This is a genomic window from Modestobacter sp. SYSU DS0290 (assembly GCF_054050955.1).
The window spans coordinates 52,019-66,842 of sequence record NZ_JBJHAI010000015.1 but is presented as its reverse complement, the minus strand read 5'-3'; the positions used below and the strand labels follow the sequence as shown (position 1 = coordinate 66,842).

At 74.7% G+C, this 14,824-nt stretch carries 17 protein-coding genes; 3 read left to right on the top strand and 14 right to left on the bottom strand.

Features of this window, described 5'->3' with window-relative positions; translation table 11 throughout:
• Positions 1 to 24 precede the first annotated feature (24 nt).
• Positions 25 to 1,134, top strand: coding sequence for a GNAT family N-acetyltransferase (locus ACI795_RS13505; protein WP_457076037.1), 1,110 nt, complete (start codon positions 25 to 27; stop codon positions 1,132 to 1,134).
• Here the strand turns inward: ACI795_RS13505 and ACI795_RS13500 are convergent, their stop codons facing one another.
• The 5 genes from ACI795_RS13500 to rpsB all read right to left on the bottom strand — a co-directional run bounded on the left by ACI795_RS13500 (position 1,135) and on the right by rpsB (position 5,904).
• The gene (locus ACI795_RS13500) at positions 1,135 to 2,295 is read right to left on the bottom strand and encodes a phosphatidate cytidylyltransferase (protein ID WP_457076036.1); all 1,161 of its coding nucleotides are present in this window, start codon (positions 2,293 to 2,295) and stop codon (positions 1,135 to 1,137) included.
• 122 nt (positions 2,296 to 2,417) lie between these two features.
• Positions 2,418 to 2,975: a ribosome recycling factor gene (frr, locus tag ACI795_RS13495; protein WP_457076035.1), complete on the bottom strand. Its 558-nt coding sequence runs from the start codon at positions 2,973 to 2,975 to the stop codon at positions 2,418 to 2,420.
• Positions 2,976 to 3,090: 115 nt separating this feature from the next.
• Positions 3,091 to 3,879, bottom strand: a complete 789-nt coding sequence (gene pyrH / locus ACI795_RS13490) for a UMP kinase (protein WP_457076034.1) — start codon at positions 3,877 to 3,879, stop codon at positions 3,091 to 3,093.
• 194 nt (positions 3,880 to 4,073) lie between these two features.
• On the bottom strand, positions 4,074 to 4,889 hold the full coding sequence (gene tsf / locus ACI795_RS13485; protein ID WP_457076033.1) for a translation elongation factor Ts: 816 nt from the start codon (positions 4,887 to 4,889) through the stop codon (positions 4,074 to 4,076).
• Between the two features lie 88 nt (positions 4,890 to 4,977).
• Positions 4,978 to 5,904, bottom strand: coding sequence for a 30S ribosomal protein S2 (gene rpsB / locus ACI795_RS13480; protein ID WP_457076031.1), 927 nt, complete (start codon positions 5,902 to 5,904; stop codon positions 4,978 to 4,980).
• A 337-nt stretch (positions 5,905 to 6,241) separates the two neighbouring features.
• Between rpsB and ACI795_RS13475 the strand changes: the two genes are divergently transcribed.
• Positions 6,242 to 6,766 (top strand): M23 family metallopeptidase, encoded by a 525-nt coding sequence (locus ACI795_RS13475; RefSeq protein WP_457076030.1) that lies wholly within the window; start codon positions 6,242 to 6,244, stop codon positions 6,764 to 6,766.
• Between the two features lie 25 nt (positions 6,767 to 6,791).
• On the top strand, positions 6,792 to 7,283 hold the full coding sequence (locus ACI795_RS13470) for a DUF4262 domain-containing protein (RefSeq protein ID WP_457076029.1): 492 nt from the start codon (positions 6,792 to 6,794) through the stop codon (positions 7,281 to 7,283).
• A 7-nt stretch (positions 7,284 to 7,290) separates the two neighbouring features.
• Here the strand turns inward: ACI795_RS13470 and ACI795_RS13465 are convergent, their stop codons facing one another.
• The 9 genes from ACI795_RS13465 to ACI795_RS13425 form a co-directional block, all read right to left on the bottom strand.
• On the bottom strand, positions 7,291 to 7,485 hold the full coding sequence (locus ACI795_RS13465) for a hypothetical protein (protein ID WP_457076028.1): 195 nt from the start codon (positions 7,483 to 7,485) through the stop codon (positions 7,291 to 7,293).
• A gap of 16 nt (positions 7,486 to 7,501) precedes the next feature.
• Positions 7,502 to 8,305 carry an RNA polymerase sigma factor WhiG gene (whiG, locus tag ACI795_RS13460; RefSeq protein WP_457076027.1) on the bottom strand — a complete coding sequence of 268 codons (804 nt, stop codon included), beginning with the start codon at positions 8,303 to 8,305 and terminating at the stop codon, positions 7,502 to 7,504.
• A gap of 47 nt (positions 8,306 to 8,352) precedes the next feature.
• Positions 8,353 to 9,309 (bottom strand): tyrosine recombinase XerC, encoded by a 957-nt coding sequence (locus tag ACI795_RS13455; RefSeq protein WP_457076026.1) that lies wholly within the window; start codon positions 9,307 to 9,309, stop codon positions 8,353 to 8,355.
• A gap of 31 nt (positions 9,310 to 9,340) precedes the next feature.
• Positions 9,341 to 10,588 (bottom strand): DNA-processing protein DprA, encoded by a 1,248-nt coding sequence (gene dprA, locus ACI795_RS13450; RefSeq protein ID WP_457076025.1) that lies wholly within the window; start codon positions 10,586 to 10,588, stop codon positions 9,341 to 9,343.
• On the bottom strand, positions 10,585 to 12,105 hold the full coding sequence (locus tag ACI795_RS13445; RefSeq protein WP_457076024.1) for a YifB family Mg chelatase-like AAA ATPase: 1,521 nt from the start codon (positions 12,103 to 12,105) through the stop codon (positions 10,585 to 10,587). The genes dprA and ACI795_RS13445 overlap by 4 nt, the downstream gene beginning before the upstream one ends.
• On the bottom strand, positions 12,105 to 12,473 hold the full coding sequence (locus ACI795_RS13440) for a YraN family protein (protein ID WP_457076023.1): 369 nt from the start codon (positions 12,471 to 12,473) through the stop codon (positions 12,105 to 12,107). Before ACI795_RS13440 ends, ACI795_RS13445 begins: the two co-directional genes overlap by 1 nt.
• 133 nt (positions 12,474 to 12,606) lie before the next feature.
• Entirely contained in the window at positions 12,607 to 12,927 is a 321-nt protein-coding gene (locus ACI795_RS13435; RefSeq protein ID WP_457066408.1) for a DUF2469 domain-containing protein, read from the bottom strand.
• Positions 12,924 to 13,778 carry a ribonuclease HII gene (locus ACI795_RS13430; protein ID WP_457076022.1) on the bottom strand — a complete coding sequence of 285 codons (855 nt, stop codon included), beginning with the start codon at positions 13,776 to 13,778 and terminating at the stop codon, positions 12,924 to 12,926. The genes ACI795_RS13435 and ACI795_RS13430 overlap by 4 nt, the downstream gene beginning before the upstream one ends.
• 243 nt (positions 13,779 to 14,021) lie before the next feature.
• Positions 14,022 to 14,714, bottom strand: a complete 693-nt coding sequence (locus ACI795_RS13425; protein WP_457076021.1) for a LuxR C-terminal-related transcriptional regulator — start codon at positions 14,712 to 14,714, stop codon at positions 14,022 to 14,024.
• Between the last annotated feature and the right edge of the window lie 110 nt (positions 14,715 to 14,824).

Sequence of the window (14,824 nt, the reverse complement as noted above, 5' to 3'; positions counted from 1 at the left end):
CGGGGCGCCGGGCACAGTGGCCCCGTGACCGACGGCGTCCTGCTGCACCTGATCGAGCCGGCCGACTGGCGGGCGGCGCTGGACGCCGGCGCGGTGCGGCCGCCCTCGCTGGCGGAGGTCGGTTTCGTGCACCTGTCGACGCCGGACCAGGTGCACCTGCCGGCGCAGCGGCTGTCCCGGGACCGCCACGACCTCGTCGTCCTCGTCGTCGACCCGGCCCGGCTGACCGATCCGGTGCGCTGGGAGCCGGGCGTCGCCGGGGACCCGGCGACGATGCGCTTCCCCCACCTGCTCGGCTCCCTCCCGACCACCGCCGTGGTGGGCGTGGTCCCGTGGCTGCCGGACCGCCCCCTGGAGCTCCCCTCCCCCGACGACGCGCTCGCCCGGGCCCGGGCGATGGACGTGTCGCTGCGCACCCGCCGGGCGGCACGCGTGCTGCAGGTTCCGGGCGGCGTCGCCGTCCTCGACCCGGCCTTCCCGCACTCGCGCGACGACAACCGGCTGCTGCTCACCGGAGACGTCCCGGCCGGGCACGTCGAGGCCCTGGCCGCCGAGGTCGCCGCCACCGCAGGCTGGCCGACGCGTGCGGTGACGCTCCTGCACGCGGGCGCCGCGCCGGTCGCGGCCGAGCTCGCCCACCGCGGGTGGCAGATCGCCGAGAACCTGGTGATGGCCCGCCGGGCTCCGTTCCCGGTCGCCGTGGACCGGCGCGCCGACCTGGTCCCGCAGGGCGAGGTGCACGACCTCTGGGCGCGGTCGTGGCGGGCGGAGCTGGGGCAGACGGAGCCCGACCTGGACGAGGTGGTCCGCCAGCTCGTCGGCCGGGAGCACCGCAACGACCGGGTCGTGCAGGTCACCGACGTGGCCGTGCGGTCCGGCGGCGCCGTGGTGGCGGCCGCGCAGCTGCGGGTGGACGGCGCGACGGCGTCCCTGGAGTCGGTGCTCAGCGACCCGTCGGTGCGCCGGCGCGGGTTCGGCAACGCGCTGCTCGACCGCGTGCTGGAGGTCGCCGCGACGGCGGGCTGCGACCTGGTCACGCTCGATGCGGCTGCGGAGGACTGGCCCCGGCAGTGGTACGGCCGGCGTGGGTTCACCGTGGTCGGGCGCAGCTGGGAAGCGGTGCGCCCCGCCTGATCAGGCCGGGACGACCACCGAGAGCACCAGCCACGCGACGACGGCCGAGGGCAGCAGCGAGTCCATCCGGTCCATCAGCCCACCGTGGCCGGGCAGCATCTTCCCCATGTCCTTGATGCCGAGGTCGCGCTTGATCAGCGACTCGCCGAGGTCCCCCAGCGTGGCGGTCAGCGCGATCGCGACGCCGAACAGGGCCCCGCCCCACCACGGCCCGGAGAAGGTCAGGGTCACCAGCAGGACGCCGACGACCACGCAGGCGGCGACCGACCCGGCCAGCCCTTCCCAGGACTTCTTCGGGCTGATGCTCTCCGCGAGCGGGTGCTTGCCGAACAGCACGCCGGCGGCGAACCCGCCGGTGTCGCTGCACACGACGGTGACGATGAACGCCAGCACGCGGGCGACCCCGTCGTCGGGGACCAGCAGCAGGACGGCGAACCCGGCCAGCAAGGGCACGTACAGCGCCACCAGGACGGCGGCGGAGGCGTCCCGCAGATAGCCCACCGGACCGTCGCCGAGCCGCCACAGGACCACCGCGAACGCCGTGAGCAGGAAGCCGACGACCAGCCCGGATGGGCCGCGGGTCCAGGCGAGCGCCATCATCGCGAGCGACCCGACCAGCACCGGGGGCAGCGGCGGGCGGTGACCGCCGGCCTGCAGCGCCCGCCCCAGCTCGACGACGCTGATCAGCACGGCCACGGTGATCACCAGCAGGAACGCCGGCCGCCAGACGAGCAGCGTGGCCACGACCACCACACCCAGACCGAGCGCGACACCGATCGCCGAGCCCATGTCCCGGCCGGCGCGACCGGCACCGGCCGGGGTGTCCTGGGGCGACTCTCCGGTCACCTCGGCCCCAGGTGCGCCGGGCACTGCGGTCAGCGGCGCGTGGTCCTCCGCGTGCACCGCCGTGTGCTCCGCGGCACCGCCACCGGGCGTCGCGGCCGGGCCGCGTCCACTCGCGAGCAGGCCGCCGTCGTCGGCGAGCAGGCCCTCCCCGGCGTCGTCCCGCCCGGTTTCCTCGTTCGGGTGGCCCGGCGGCAGGCCGGCGGCGTCGGGCGACGGCGGACGGACCCGGGCCCCGGGCGGGGGCACCGGCGGCCGGCCGACCCGCCGCAGCGCGCCGGTCTCCGGAGCAGCGGCCGACGGCTGGGGGGCGGTCACCGGCTCGTCGGGCGACCAGCCGGGCTCGGCGACGCCGGCCCGGCCAGGGACAGGCTCCCGCCCCGGACCCTCGGGTCCGGGACGGGACGGGAATCGGGGCACCACGCGGGTCCGGACCGGGATCAGACGTCGAGGAGCTCGGTCTCCTTGTTCTTCATCGCCTCGTCGATGGCCGCCACGTGCGTGGCGGTGAGGTCGTCGAGCTCCTTCTCCGCGCGGCGCACGTCGTCCTCGCCGGCCTCGCCGTCCTTGGCGATGCGGTCCAGCTCCTCCTTGGAGCGACGGCGGATGTTGCGGATGGCGACCTTGGCGTCCTCGCCCTTGGCGCGGGCCTGCTTGACCAGGTCGCGACGCCGGTCCTCGGTCAGCTGGGGGAAGACCACCCGGATCAGCGTGCCGTCGTTGGTCGGGTTGACCCCGAGGTCGGAGTCGCGGATCGCCCGCTCGATGGCCTGCAGCTGGCTCATGTCGTAGGGCTTGATGACCGCCATCCGCGCCTCGGGCACGGTGATCGAGGCCATCTGCGGCACCGGCGTGTAGGCGCCGTAGTAGTCGACCGCGATCTTGTTGAACATGGACGGCGCGGCGCGGCCGGTGCGCACGGAACCGAGGTCCTCGCGGGCGACCGACAAGGCCTTGTCCATCCGCTCCTCGGCGTCGAGCAGGGTGTCGTCGATCACGGTTCTCTCCTCCTGCGGCGGCTGCCGCCGTGCTGGCCGTCTGGTCGATCGGCGTTCAGCCGACCAGTACCCGGGTCGGAATGCGGCGACCGCCACCCCTCCGGGAGCCGGCCGGTCACGCCGGCTGGCTGATCAGGGTCCCGATCTTCTCACCTGCGACGGCGCGGGCGATGTTGCCCTCACGCAGCAGGTTGAACACGACGATCGGCATGCGGTTGTCCATGCACAGGCTGATCGCGGTGGCGTCGGCGACCCCGAGCTGCTTGGCGAGGACCGTGGCGTAGTCCAGCTCCTCGTACATGCTCGCGTCCGGGTTCGTCCGGGGGTCGGCGTCGTACACGCCGTCCACACCGTTCTTGGCCATCAGCAGCACCTGGCAGCCGATCTCCAGGGCGCGCTGGGCGGCCACGGTGTCGGTGGAGAAGTACGGCATGCCGGCACCGGCGCCGAAGATGACCAGTCGGCCCTTCTCCATGTGCCGCACGGCCTTGCGGGGGATGTAGGGCTCGGCGACCTGGCCCATGGTGATCGCGGTCTGCACCCGCGTCTCCAGCCCGATCTGCTCGCAGAACGCCTGCAGCGCCAGCGCGTTCATCACCGTGCCGAGCATGCCCATGTAGTCGGCGTGCCGGCGGTCCATGCCCGCCTGCGCCAGTTCGGCGCCGCGGAAGAAGTTGCCACCACCGACGACGACGGCGACCTGGGTCCCGCTGTGCACGACCTCGGCGAGCTGTTCGGCGATGTTGTGCACGATGCCGCCGTCGACCCCGACGCTGCCGCCGCCGAACGCCTCACCGGAGAGCTTGAGCAGGACCCGCCGGTAGCCGCTGCCGTCGGTCGGCGCGGAGGCGGCGGGCGCGAAGAGCAGGCCCTCCGGGTTGCTGGCGGGGGTCGTGTCGGTCACAGGTGTCCTTCGTGTCGATGTGATCGGTGATCGATCCTGCCGCATGCCCGGCGCAGGGGCCTCCGCAGCACGGGCCGGACAGGCCACCGGCCCCGCTCCACGGAGGAACGGGGCCGGCGGTGACGTGCTGGAACGGCCCCGTCGCAGGGCCCCGCCCCGGGCGTGCGAGGGACGGGGGGCGACGGGGTCCTTGCTCAGGCCTGGCCGACCTCGAACCGGGCGAACCGCTCGACGGTCAGACCGGCGTCGCCGATGACCTGCTTGACGGTGCGCTTCGGCTCGGTGATCGAGGGCTGCTCGAGGAGCACGAAGTCCTTGAAGTAGGAGTTCACGCGACCCTCGACGATCTTGGCGATCGCCTGCTCGGGCTTGCCCTCCTCCTTCGCCGTCTGCTCGGCGACCCGGCGCTCGGTCTCCACCGTCTCGGCGGGGACGTCCTCGCGGGTCAGGTAACGGGGGCGGGCCGCGGCGATGTGCATCGCCAGGGCGCGGGCCGCGTCCTCGTCACCGCCGGAGTACTGCACCGCGACACCGATGGCCGGGGGCAGGTCGGTGGCGCGCTTGTGCAGGTAGACGGCCGTGGTGCCCTCGAAGAGCGCGAAGCGGGACAGGACCAGCTTCTCGCCGATGCGGGCCGACTCGGACTCGATCAGCTTCTCGACCGTCTGGCCGTCGACATCGGTGGCCAGCAGCGCCGCGACGTCGGCCGGCTTCTGGGCCAGCACGATGTCCAGCAGCTTCTCGCCCAGGGCGACGAACTCGGCGTTCTTGGCGACGAAGTCGGTCTCGCAGTCGAGCTCGAGCAGCGCGCCGCCCTTGCTGACCACGATGCCGTTGGTCGTCGAGCGCTCCAGGCGCTTGCCGACGTCCTTGGCGCCCTTGATCCGCAGCAGCTCGACGGCCTTGTCGTACTCGCCGTCGGCCTCGGTCAGGGCCTTCTTGGCGTCCATCATGCCGGCGCCGGTGGCGTCGCGGAGACGCTTGACGTCGGCTGCGGTGAAGGCGGGCATGTCACTTCCTCTGGGGTGGTGTGCTGGGTGCGGACGTGCAGCGGCGCCGCTCCCCGGCCGTGTGGGGCCGGGGAGCGGCGCCTGCGGATCAGCCGTTCTGGGCGCCCTGGGTGCCGGTCTCGGTGCTGCCGGTGGCGGGCACACCCTCGACGGGGGCGACCTCCTCGGCGGTGACGGTCGGCGGGGCGGCCGGGGTCTCCGGCAGCTCGGTGGCCGGGGCGTCACCGGACTGGCCGGTGAGCAGCTCGCGCTCCCAGTCGGCCAGCGGCTCGGCAGCGGCACCGGCCGGGGCGCCGTCCTCGGCGCGACCGGCGTTGGCCTGCGCGGCGGAACGGGCCATCAGACCCTCGGCGACGGCGTCGGCGATCACGCGGGTGAGCAGCGCGGTGCTGCGGATCGCGTCGTCGTTGCCCGGGATCTTGTAGTCGACCTCGTCGGGGTCGCAGTTGGTGTCGAGGATCGCGACGACCGGGATGCCCAGCTTGCGCGCCTCGCCGACGGCGATGTGCTCCTTCTTGGTGTCCACGATCCAGACGGCGCTGGGCACCTTCTGCATGTCGCGGATGCCGCCGAGGCTGCGCTCGAGCTTGGCCTTCTCGCGGGTCAGGCCCAGCTGCTCCTTCTTGGAGAGGGAGGCCATGACGCCGGTCTGCTCCATGTCCTCCAGCTCCTTCATGCGCTGGAGCCGCTTGTACACGGTGGAGAAGTTGGTGAGCATGCCGCCCAGCCAGCGCTGGTTGACGTAGGGCATGCCGACGCGCTGCGCCTGCTCGGCGATGACCTCCTGCGCCTGGCGCTTGGTCCCGACGAACATGATCGAACCGCCGTGGGCCACGGTCTGCTTGACGAACTCGTAGGCCTGGTCGATGTAACCCAGCGTCTGCTGGATGTCGATGATGTAGATGCCGTTGCGCTCGGTGAAGATGAAGCGCTTCATCTTCGGGTTCCAGCGACGGGTCTGGTGCCCGAAGTGGACCCCGCTGTCGAGCAGGTTCTTCATGCTGACGACTGCCACGTGGCGCCGCCTTCCTTCTCGTGCGCGGGCGGCCGGGGGCCGGGCCGCGCTGTGCCGGTTGTCGCGGGCACCGGGTGGTGCACCGCCCTGGTGTCCGGATCGCGTCACCGACCCGCCGCGAGGGTGGGACCGAGGTGACGAGCTCCCCGCCTGGCTCGTCGAGGTGCACGAGCAGCGGGACGCGGACACGCGAAGTCGACCCGCCGGAGCGGGCCGCACCGAGAAGCATACGCGGTGTCAAGCGGTGCTCCGCGCGGGTCGTCCCCAGGGGGACCCGTCGTCCACAAGCGGGGCGGGAGGCCGCCACCCGGACGCCGGTGGCACCAGGGTCGGCGGGGTGTCCGTCGCCCGCCTGCTCGTGCTGCTCGTGCTGGTCTCCGGGACCCTGCTCGGCCCCGCGGCGGGGCCGGCGACGCCGGCTCCGGCCCCGCCGTCCTCCCCTGGGCCGGCCGGGGTGTGGGGGTGGCCGCTGCCGGGGCCGCCGGAGGTGTCCCGGGCGTTCGATCCCCCACCGACGCCGTACGCCGCGGGGCACCGGGGCGTGGACCTGCTCGCTGGCATCGGCGCACCGGTGGTCTCCGCCGGGGACGGCGTGGTGGCCTTCGCCGGCATGGTGGCCGGGCGGCCGGTGGTGAGCGTCGAGCACCCCGGTGGCCTGCGCACGACGTACGAGCCGGTGCAGCCGGCGGTGGCCGCCGGCCAGGTCGTGGCCCGCGGCTCACCGTTGGGCACCCTGGTGGCCGGGCACACCGGCTGCCCGGTCGAGGCCTGCCTGCACTGGGGACTCCGACACGGGGAGGTGTACCTCGACCCGCTCTCCCTGCTGCAGCCGCCGCGGATCAGTCTGCTGCCGTGGCCGTGACTCCCGGAGGCGTTACCGTCCGGGCGTGCGCTGGCGACGGAAGAAGGACTCGGGACCGGAGGAGCAGGACGGCGGCCAGGTGCTGCGCGACCTGCAGGCGGTCATCGACCGGTTCGGCTGGGCGGTGCTGCACGGCGGCGGTTCGCCCGGCGAGCCGCGCTGGTCGCACACCGTGGGCCTGACCGGGCTCGGGCACCCGGAGGTGATCGTGACCGGGCTGCCGTTCGAGGCCGGCGAGAAGTACCTGAACCTGGTGGGCGAAGCCGTTCGGGGCGGCGCCCGGTTCGCTCCGGGGGCGGCGACCTCGACGATCACCGATGCCGACTCCCCCGTCGTCTTCCTGGCCGTGGCCGACACCGGCCGGCTGGCGGTGGCCGAGCAGCTCTACGGGAGCGTCGAGGTGCTGCAGCTGGTGTGGCCGGACTCCCAGGGGACGCTCCCCTGGGAGGAGGGCCACCGGAACCCGCCGACGGCGCAACCCCTGCTGGGACCCCGCCCGGGCGAGCAGAGCGGCTGACCGGGCGTCAGTCGCCGTTGGGCTGGGCGACCAGGTGCACGATCGAGGCCGGGCTGCTGATCCAGAACGCCGAGCCCTCGCCCAGCGGTTCGATCTCGTCGCAGCGGGCCACTCCCTCGGCCGTGGCCAGGTGCTGCGCCGCCGCGGCCGGGTCGTCGGTGGTCAGCTGGAGCCAGAGCTCCGCCTGGCTGATCACCGGCACCCGGTCGATCCAGACCTCAGGCGATGTCGGCGAGCTTGGTGCGCAGCTGCAGGACCGCCTTGGTGTGCAGCTGGCAGATGCGGCTCTCGGTTACCCCGAGGACCCGGCCGATGTCGGCCAGGGTGAGCCCTTCGAAGTAGTAGAGGCTCACCACGACCTTCTCCCGGTCGGGCAGCTGCTCGACCGCGCGGGCGAGCAGCTGACGGGCCTCGCCGTGCTCGGCCATCGCCTGCGGGTCGAGCGCGCTGGTGTCCTTGAGGGTGTCGACCAGTCGCGGGGCGGAGCCGTCGTCGTCGACGAGCAGCTCGTCGAGGGCGACGACGTTGACCAGGGACAGCTGGCCGAGGAACTTGCGGATCTCCTCGACGTCCATCTCCATCTCGGCCGCGATCTCCTCCTCGGTTGGGCTCCGCTGGAGCCGGCTCTCGAGGGCGGCGATCGTGCGCTCGAACTGACGCGCCTTCATCCGCACCGACCGCGGGATCCAGTCGGTGGACCGGAGCTCGTCGATGATCGCGCCGCGGATGCGCGCCATCGCGTAACTCTCGAACTTGATCTCCCGCGACGGCTCGAAGCGGGTGATCGCGTCGATGAGGCCGAAGGTGCCGTAGGAGACCAGGTCGGCCTGCTCCACGTGCGCGGGCAGGCCGCTGCCGACCCGGCCGGCGACGTACTTGACCAGCGGGGCGTAGTGCAGGATCAGCCGGTCGCGCAGGCCGGTGTCCCGGTCGACGGCGTAGCGGCCCCAGAGCTCGACGACCGCCGCGTCCGGGTCGTCGCTCGCCCCGAGCTGGTCGACCGTCGCCTCAGACACCTGCATCCCCCTGATCGCCCGTCGCTGTGCGCACCGTTGCCGCCCCCACTCTCTTAGGCCCGCGGATGGGCCTGCGCGTGGACCGCGCGCAGGCGCTCGACCGTGACGTGCGTGTAGACCTGCGTGGTCGCGAGGCTAGCGTGCCCCAGCAGCTCCTGGACCGACCGCAGGTCGGCACCGCCCTCCAGGACGTGCGTGGCCGCGGAGTGCCGCAGCCCGTGCGGACCGATGTCGGGGGTGCCGGGGGCGGCCTGGACCGCCGCGTGCACGACCCGGCGCGCCTCCCGCGCGTCCAGCCGGCCGCCGCGGGCACCCAGCAGCAGCGCCGGGCCGCTGGTCGCGGTCACCAGCGCCGGCCGGCCGTGAGCCAGCCACGTCTCCAGCGCCTGGGCGGCCGGTGCGCCGAACGGCACGCTGCGTTCCTTCCGGCCCTTGCCGAACACCCGGAGCAGCCGCCGGCCCCGGTCGACGTCGTCGACGTCCAGACCGACCAGCTCCCCCACGCGGATGCCGCTGGCGTAGAGCAGCTCCAGCACCAGCACGTTGCGCAGCCGGAGCGCGGTGGCCGCGGCGTCCTCGCCGTCGTCGGCGGGGTGCGCGGCCTGCTCGAGCACGGTGCGCGCCTGGTCGGCGCCGAGCACCCCGGGCAGCGTGCGGTGCGCCTTGGGGCTGGCCAGCCGGAGGCCGACGTCCTCGGCCACCTGGCCGCTGCGGCGCAGGTGCGCGGTGAAGGACCGCGCCGAGGCCGACCGGCGGGCGGTGGTGGACCGGCTGTCGCCGCGGGTGCGACCGGCGGCCAGCCAGCTCCGCAGCGTGGCCAGGTCGAGGTCGGCGGGGGTGGTCCCCTGCCGGCGGGCCAGGTGGTCCAGCAGGGACACGACGTCGCCGACGTACCCGCGCACGGTGTGGGTCGAGAGGTCCCGCTGCACGCGCAGGTGCTCCTCCCAGGCGTCCAGCGACTCGGCGAGGGCAGGGGGCAGCCCCGCCCGCAGCTCCGTCGTCCCCGCCATGGGGGCAGCGTCCGTGCCGGAGTGGAACCGGTCAACGGGACGCGCCGGTCGCCGGGCTCGGCGGGCGGTGCAGCCGCCAGCCGGTGCCGGTCCACTCGACGAGGTCGGCGAGCTCCAGCGCAGGCAGCACCCGCAGCACGTCCAGCACGTCGCAGCCGGCGACGGCGGCGAGCCGCTCGGGGGTGACGCCGGTGCGGACGGGGCAGGCGTCCAGCACCCGGCGGGCCACGTCGGACAGCGCGTCACGGGGGCTGCCCGGTCGTTCCGGCGGCACGGCCAGGTCGGCGCCCAGCGACCCGACCTGCTCGACGACCTGCGCCGCCGTCGTCACCAGCCGGGCACCGCGCAGTTCGTCGCGGAGCAGCTCGTGGCAGCCGACCGACATCGCGCTGGTGACCGGGCCGGGAACCACCATCAGCGAGCGCCCGAGATCACCGGCCCGGTGAGCGGTGGCCAGCGCACCTGACCTGGCCGCGGCCTCGACCACCACGGTGCCGCGGGTGAGCGCGGCGATCAACCGGTTGCGGACCAGGAACCGGTGCCGCAGCGGTGCGCAGCCCGGCGGCCACTCGCTCACCAGCAGGCCCCCGTCGAGCAGGCGGGAGAAGAGCGCGGAGTGGGACGCCGGGTAGGCGCGGTCGACGCCGCAGGCGAGCACGGCGACCGTCGGGGCACCGGCGGCCAGCGCCCCGCGGTGGGCAGCGGCATCGATCCCGAAGGCACCCCCGGAGACGGTGGTCCACCCCCGCTCCCCCAGGCCGTGCGCCAGCTCCCCCGCGACGTGCTCGCCGTACGCGGTCGCGGCCCGGGACCCGACCAGGGCCACCGAGCGGTCGACCACGTCGGCCAGCGCACCGTCGCCGCGCACCCACAGCGCCAGGGGTGGGACCAGCGTCCGGGTCCGGTCGGGCCTCGGCTCGTCGGGGGCCTCCGCACTGGCCACGGTCAGGCAGTGCAACGCGTACGCCGGCCACTCGTCGTCCTCGGGGACCACCAGCCGGGCGCCGCACCGCGCCGCCCGCCGGAGGTCGGCCAGGCTGGCGTCCTCGCCGGCCCGGGCGCCGGCGACGGCCTGCACGCGGGGCGGTGCCGTCCCGGCGCGCAGCGCCACCACCGCCTCGACCGGGCCGACCCGCTCGACGAACCGCCACACCCCCACCGAGCCGGGCTCCAGGGCGCGGCTCAGCCAGGCGCGCGCCCGGCGCTCCGGGTCGCCGTCGGGCTCGCCGCGCAGGGCGGTCACCAGGGCGTCGCCTGTTCCGCCCCCGGCGCCGGTCATGCCGTGACCCGTTGGAGGCGCATGCCGAGGGCCTCGGCCACCTCGTCGGGGCCGGGCACGGTCGACCCCGCCAGGTCGCTCAGCGTCCAGGCGACCCGCAGCACCCGGTCGAAGCCGCGCACCGACAGGGACCCGCGTTCCAGGGCCCGTTCGGCGAGGGCCAGCGCCCGCCGGGGCACCGGCCACCGCTCGCGCAGCAGCCGGCCGGGCACCGCGCTGTTCAGGGTGAGGCCGGTGCCCGCGAGCCGGGCTGCGGCGGCTGCGCGGGCAGCCCTCACCCGGCCGGCCACGACCTGCGTCGACTCCGGTGGCGCGACGCCGTCCAGCCAGGCGGCGCGGCTGACCGCCGGCAGGGTGACCCGCAGGTCGATCCGGTCCAGCAGCGGGCCGGACAGCCGGGACTGATAGCGCCGGCGCTCCAGCGGGCTGCAGGTGCACGCCGTGTCGCCGGCGGCGCTCGCGCAGGGGCACGGGTTGGCGGCGAGCACCAGTTGCGCCCGGCAGGGGAAGGTGGCCGAGCCGTTCGCCCGGTGGATGGTCACCTCGCCCCGCTCCAGCGGTTGGCGGAGCGTGTCCAGCACCGCCCGCGGGAACTCCGGCGCCTCGTCCAGGAACAGCACCCCCAGGTGGGCGCGGCAGAGGGCACCGGGGCGGATCGAGCCCGATCCACCGCCGACGAGGGCGGCCATCGTCGCCGAGTGGTGCGGCTGCTCGAAGGTGGGCCGCCGGACCAGCGGGGCTCCCGGGGGCAGGGTGCCGGCGACCGAGGCGATCGCGGTGACCTCCATCGCGGCCCGCTCGTCCAGCGGCGGCAGCAGGCCCGGCAGCCGCTCGGCGAGCATCGTCTTGCCGGCGCCGGGAGGCCCGGTGAGGAACAGGTGGTGGCCCCCGGCGGCGGCGACCTCGACCGCGCGGCGCCCGGCGGTCTGCCCGACGACGTCGGCCAGGTCCGGGCCGGGGGGTTCGGGAGCTGCCGGCGCCCGGACGTGACCGGGGATGGCCGCGCCGCCGGCCAGGTGGCCGATGACCTGCCGCAGGCTCTCCGCGGCCAGCACCTCGATCCCCTCGACGAGGGCCGCCTCGTCGGCGTTGTCCGCCGGCACCACGACCTGCCGGTGACCGGCGCGGGCGGCGGCCAGGACGGCGGGGAGCACTCCCCGCACCGTTCGCAACGAGCCGTCCAGACCGAGCTCGCCGAGGAGGACCAGCTCCCGCACCCGGCCGGCGGGCACCACCCCGGCGCCGGCGAGCACCGCCACGGCGAGGGCGAGGTCGAACCCGCTCCCCTGCTTGGGCATCGCGGCCGGTGACAGCCCGATGGTCACCCGGCGCAGCGGGAAGTCGTGCCCGCTGTTGACGACCGCCGCGCGGACCCGGTCGACCGACTGGCGCACGACCGCGTCGGGCAGGCCGACGAGCACGACCGTGGGCACCCCGGCCGCGAGGTCGACCTCGACCTCCACCAGGGCACCCTGAACGCCGACCAGCCCCACCGACCAGGTCCGGGCCAGCGCCATCAGAACGCGTTCCGCAGGTGCGCCACGCGGACCGGACCGCGCACCGGCACGTGCACCCCGACGACGTCGAAGCGCAGGTCGGGTGCGTGGTGGTCGTGTGCGGCGAGCCAGGCCCGGGCCAGCTGGCGCAGCCGGCGCCGCTTGTCGACGGTGACCGCCTCCACGGCGTGCCCGAAACCGGTGCCCCGGCGGGTCTTCACCTCGCAGAAGACGATCGCGTCACCGTCGCGGGCGACGACGTCGAGCTCACCGTGACGGCAGCGCCAGTTGCGGTCGAGCACCTGCATGCCGGCGTCGGTGAGCAGCCGGACGGCCACGCGCTCGCCGTAGGCGCCGAGGGCGGCTCGTGGGGTCGGGAGATTGGGCACCTCTCGACCCTGCGACCGGCGCAGGCATCAGGACAGGGCCGCGCCGGGTCTGTGGACAGCGGGCGCGGCTGTGGACGGCGAACCGCCGGTCAGCACGCCACCGGGGCAGCCTTGGGGGGTGCGGGAGACCAGGTCAGGGCAGGCGCGGGTTGTCCGGCAGCTCGAGGTCGGGCTTGTCCAGCTCCTCGACGTTGACGTCCTTGAACGTCACGACCCGCACGTTCTTCACGAAGCGCGCCGGCCGGTACATGTCCCAGACCCAGGCGTCGGTGAGGGTGAGCTCGAAGAACACCTCACCGCCGGCGTCACGGACCTGCAGGTCGACGCTGTTGGCCAGGTAGAACCGCCGCTCGGTCTCCACCACGTAGGAGAACTGGCGGACGATGTCCTTGTACTCGCGATAGAGCTGCAGCTCCATCTCGGTCTCGTACTTCTCGAGGTCCTCGGTGCTCATCGCGTGTGCTCCACGAGTGCCGGCGTGGGCAGGCCGGCGCGGTGGTCGGCAGCCCGCGGGATGGATCCGGAGACGAGCTCCGGCAGGTCGTTCGACTGGGCGGGCACGGGTCCATCATCGGGCATGGCCTGCCTCTGCGGCAGCGCCGGTGTCCGCGCGGCGTGCGCGTCCCGCGCGCGGGCCACGTTGACGAACCGCATCCGGTGCTCCGGGCAGGGGCCGTGCGCGTCGAGGGCAGCGCTGTGCGCCTCGGTGATGTAGCCCTTGTGCACGTCGAAGCCGTAGTCGGGGAACCGGGCGTGCAGGTCGAGCATCATCCGGTCCCGGGTCACCTTGGCCAGCACCGACGCCGCCGCCACGCAGGCCGCGACGCGGTCGCCCTTCCAGACGGCCAGCGACGGCTGGGCCAGCCCGCTGACCGGGAAGCCGTCGGTGAGCACGTACTCCGGGCCGGGGTCGAGCGCGTGCACCGCCCGGCGCAGCGCCTCGATGTTCGTCACGTGCATGCCCCGGGAGTCGAGCTCGGCCACCGGGATCACGACGACCGACCAGGCGACCGCGCGGTCCACGACCTCGGCGTAGACCTGCTCCCGGGTGGCGGCGGTGAGCAGCTTGGAGTCGGCCAGCCCGGGCACCCTGCCGCGGCGGCCGGCCGGCAGCACGCAGGCGGCCGCGACCAGGGGCCCGGCGCAGGCGCCGCGACCGGCCTCGTCGGCGCCGGCGATCGCGGCGAACCCGCGGCGGCGCAGGGAGCGTTCCATCTCCCACAGGGCGTCGGTCGCCTCCGCGGCCGTCGCGCCACGGGGGCGCGAGGCACCGCGGGAGGCGGTGAGGGTGGATCGGGCAGGCATCGAGTGCCGACCCTACGACGCCCGCGGGCGTCGTGGTCCCGGGACCGGCCGACCGGCGGGCGGTGGGCCGCCCCGGGCACACCACGAGCCGGTCCGCGGGGGAACGGGGACCGGCTCGTGGCGGCTGGGCGTGGTCGCAGGTGCGGCCACACCCTGACCCGCCGGGACGCAGGGGACGTCCCGGCCGTCGGGGTCGGGTCGGGTGCGGTGGGCGCGATGCCCGTCCGCCTCCGGCCCGCCGGCTCAGACGTTGGTGGCGGTGAAGGAGTGCGCGCCGCAGGTGCAGCCGGGGTTGCGGGCGGAGAGCACCAGCGACACGGCGTGCGCCCGGTCGCGGGCGCCCAGCTTGCGCAGGATCGCCTTGACGTGGGACTTCACGGTGTCCTCGCTGATGAACAGGTTCCGGCCGATCTGCCGGTTGGACTGCCCCTGCAGGAGCTCGTCGAGGACGTCGGACTCCCGGCGGGTGAGCGGGACCTCGGGGGTCAGCGGCTTGGCGACCGGCTCGGCCCCGCCCTCGGTGCGGCGGATCTGCGGGTCGACCACGGTGCGGCCGGCGCGAGCCGCGAGCACCGCCCAGCCCAGCAGCGTGGGCGAGGTGTTCATCAGCAGGTAGCCGCGGACGCCGGCGGCCAGCGCCTCGTTGACCACGGCCGGGTCATCGGAGGTGGCCAGCGCCACGATCGCGATCTGGGGGTAGCGGCGGCGCAGGTCGCGGCAGGCGTTGAGGGTCGCGGCCCGACCGGCACCCAGCTCGACCACGACGGCGTCGGGGCGGGCGGAGTCGGCCAGCGTCAGCGCCCGGCGGGGCTCCCCGGGGGTGCCCACCGCCTGCATGCCCGCGGTCTCGTTGATCATGCCGATCAGGCCGCGGCGCAGAACCGGGGCGTCCGCGAGGATCATGACGCGGGTGACGCCGCGCGTGGTGCTCGCCATGGGTGCAGACACTGTCTGACTCTCCGTTCGGGTCTGATGACTCTCTGCGATGTACATCGACCGGGTGAACGGACTGCTTGAACAATTTCCGCGAACTTCTTCGCGGGACG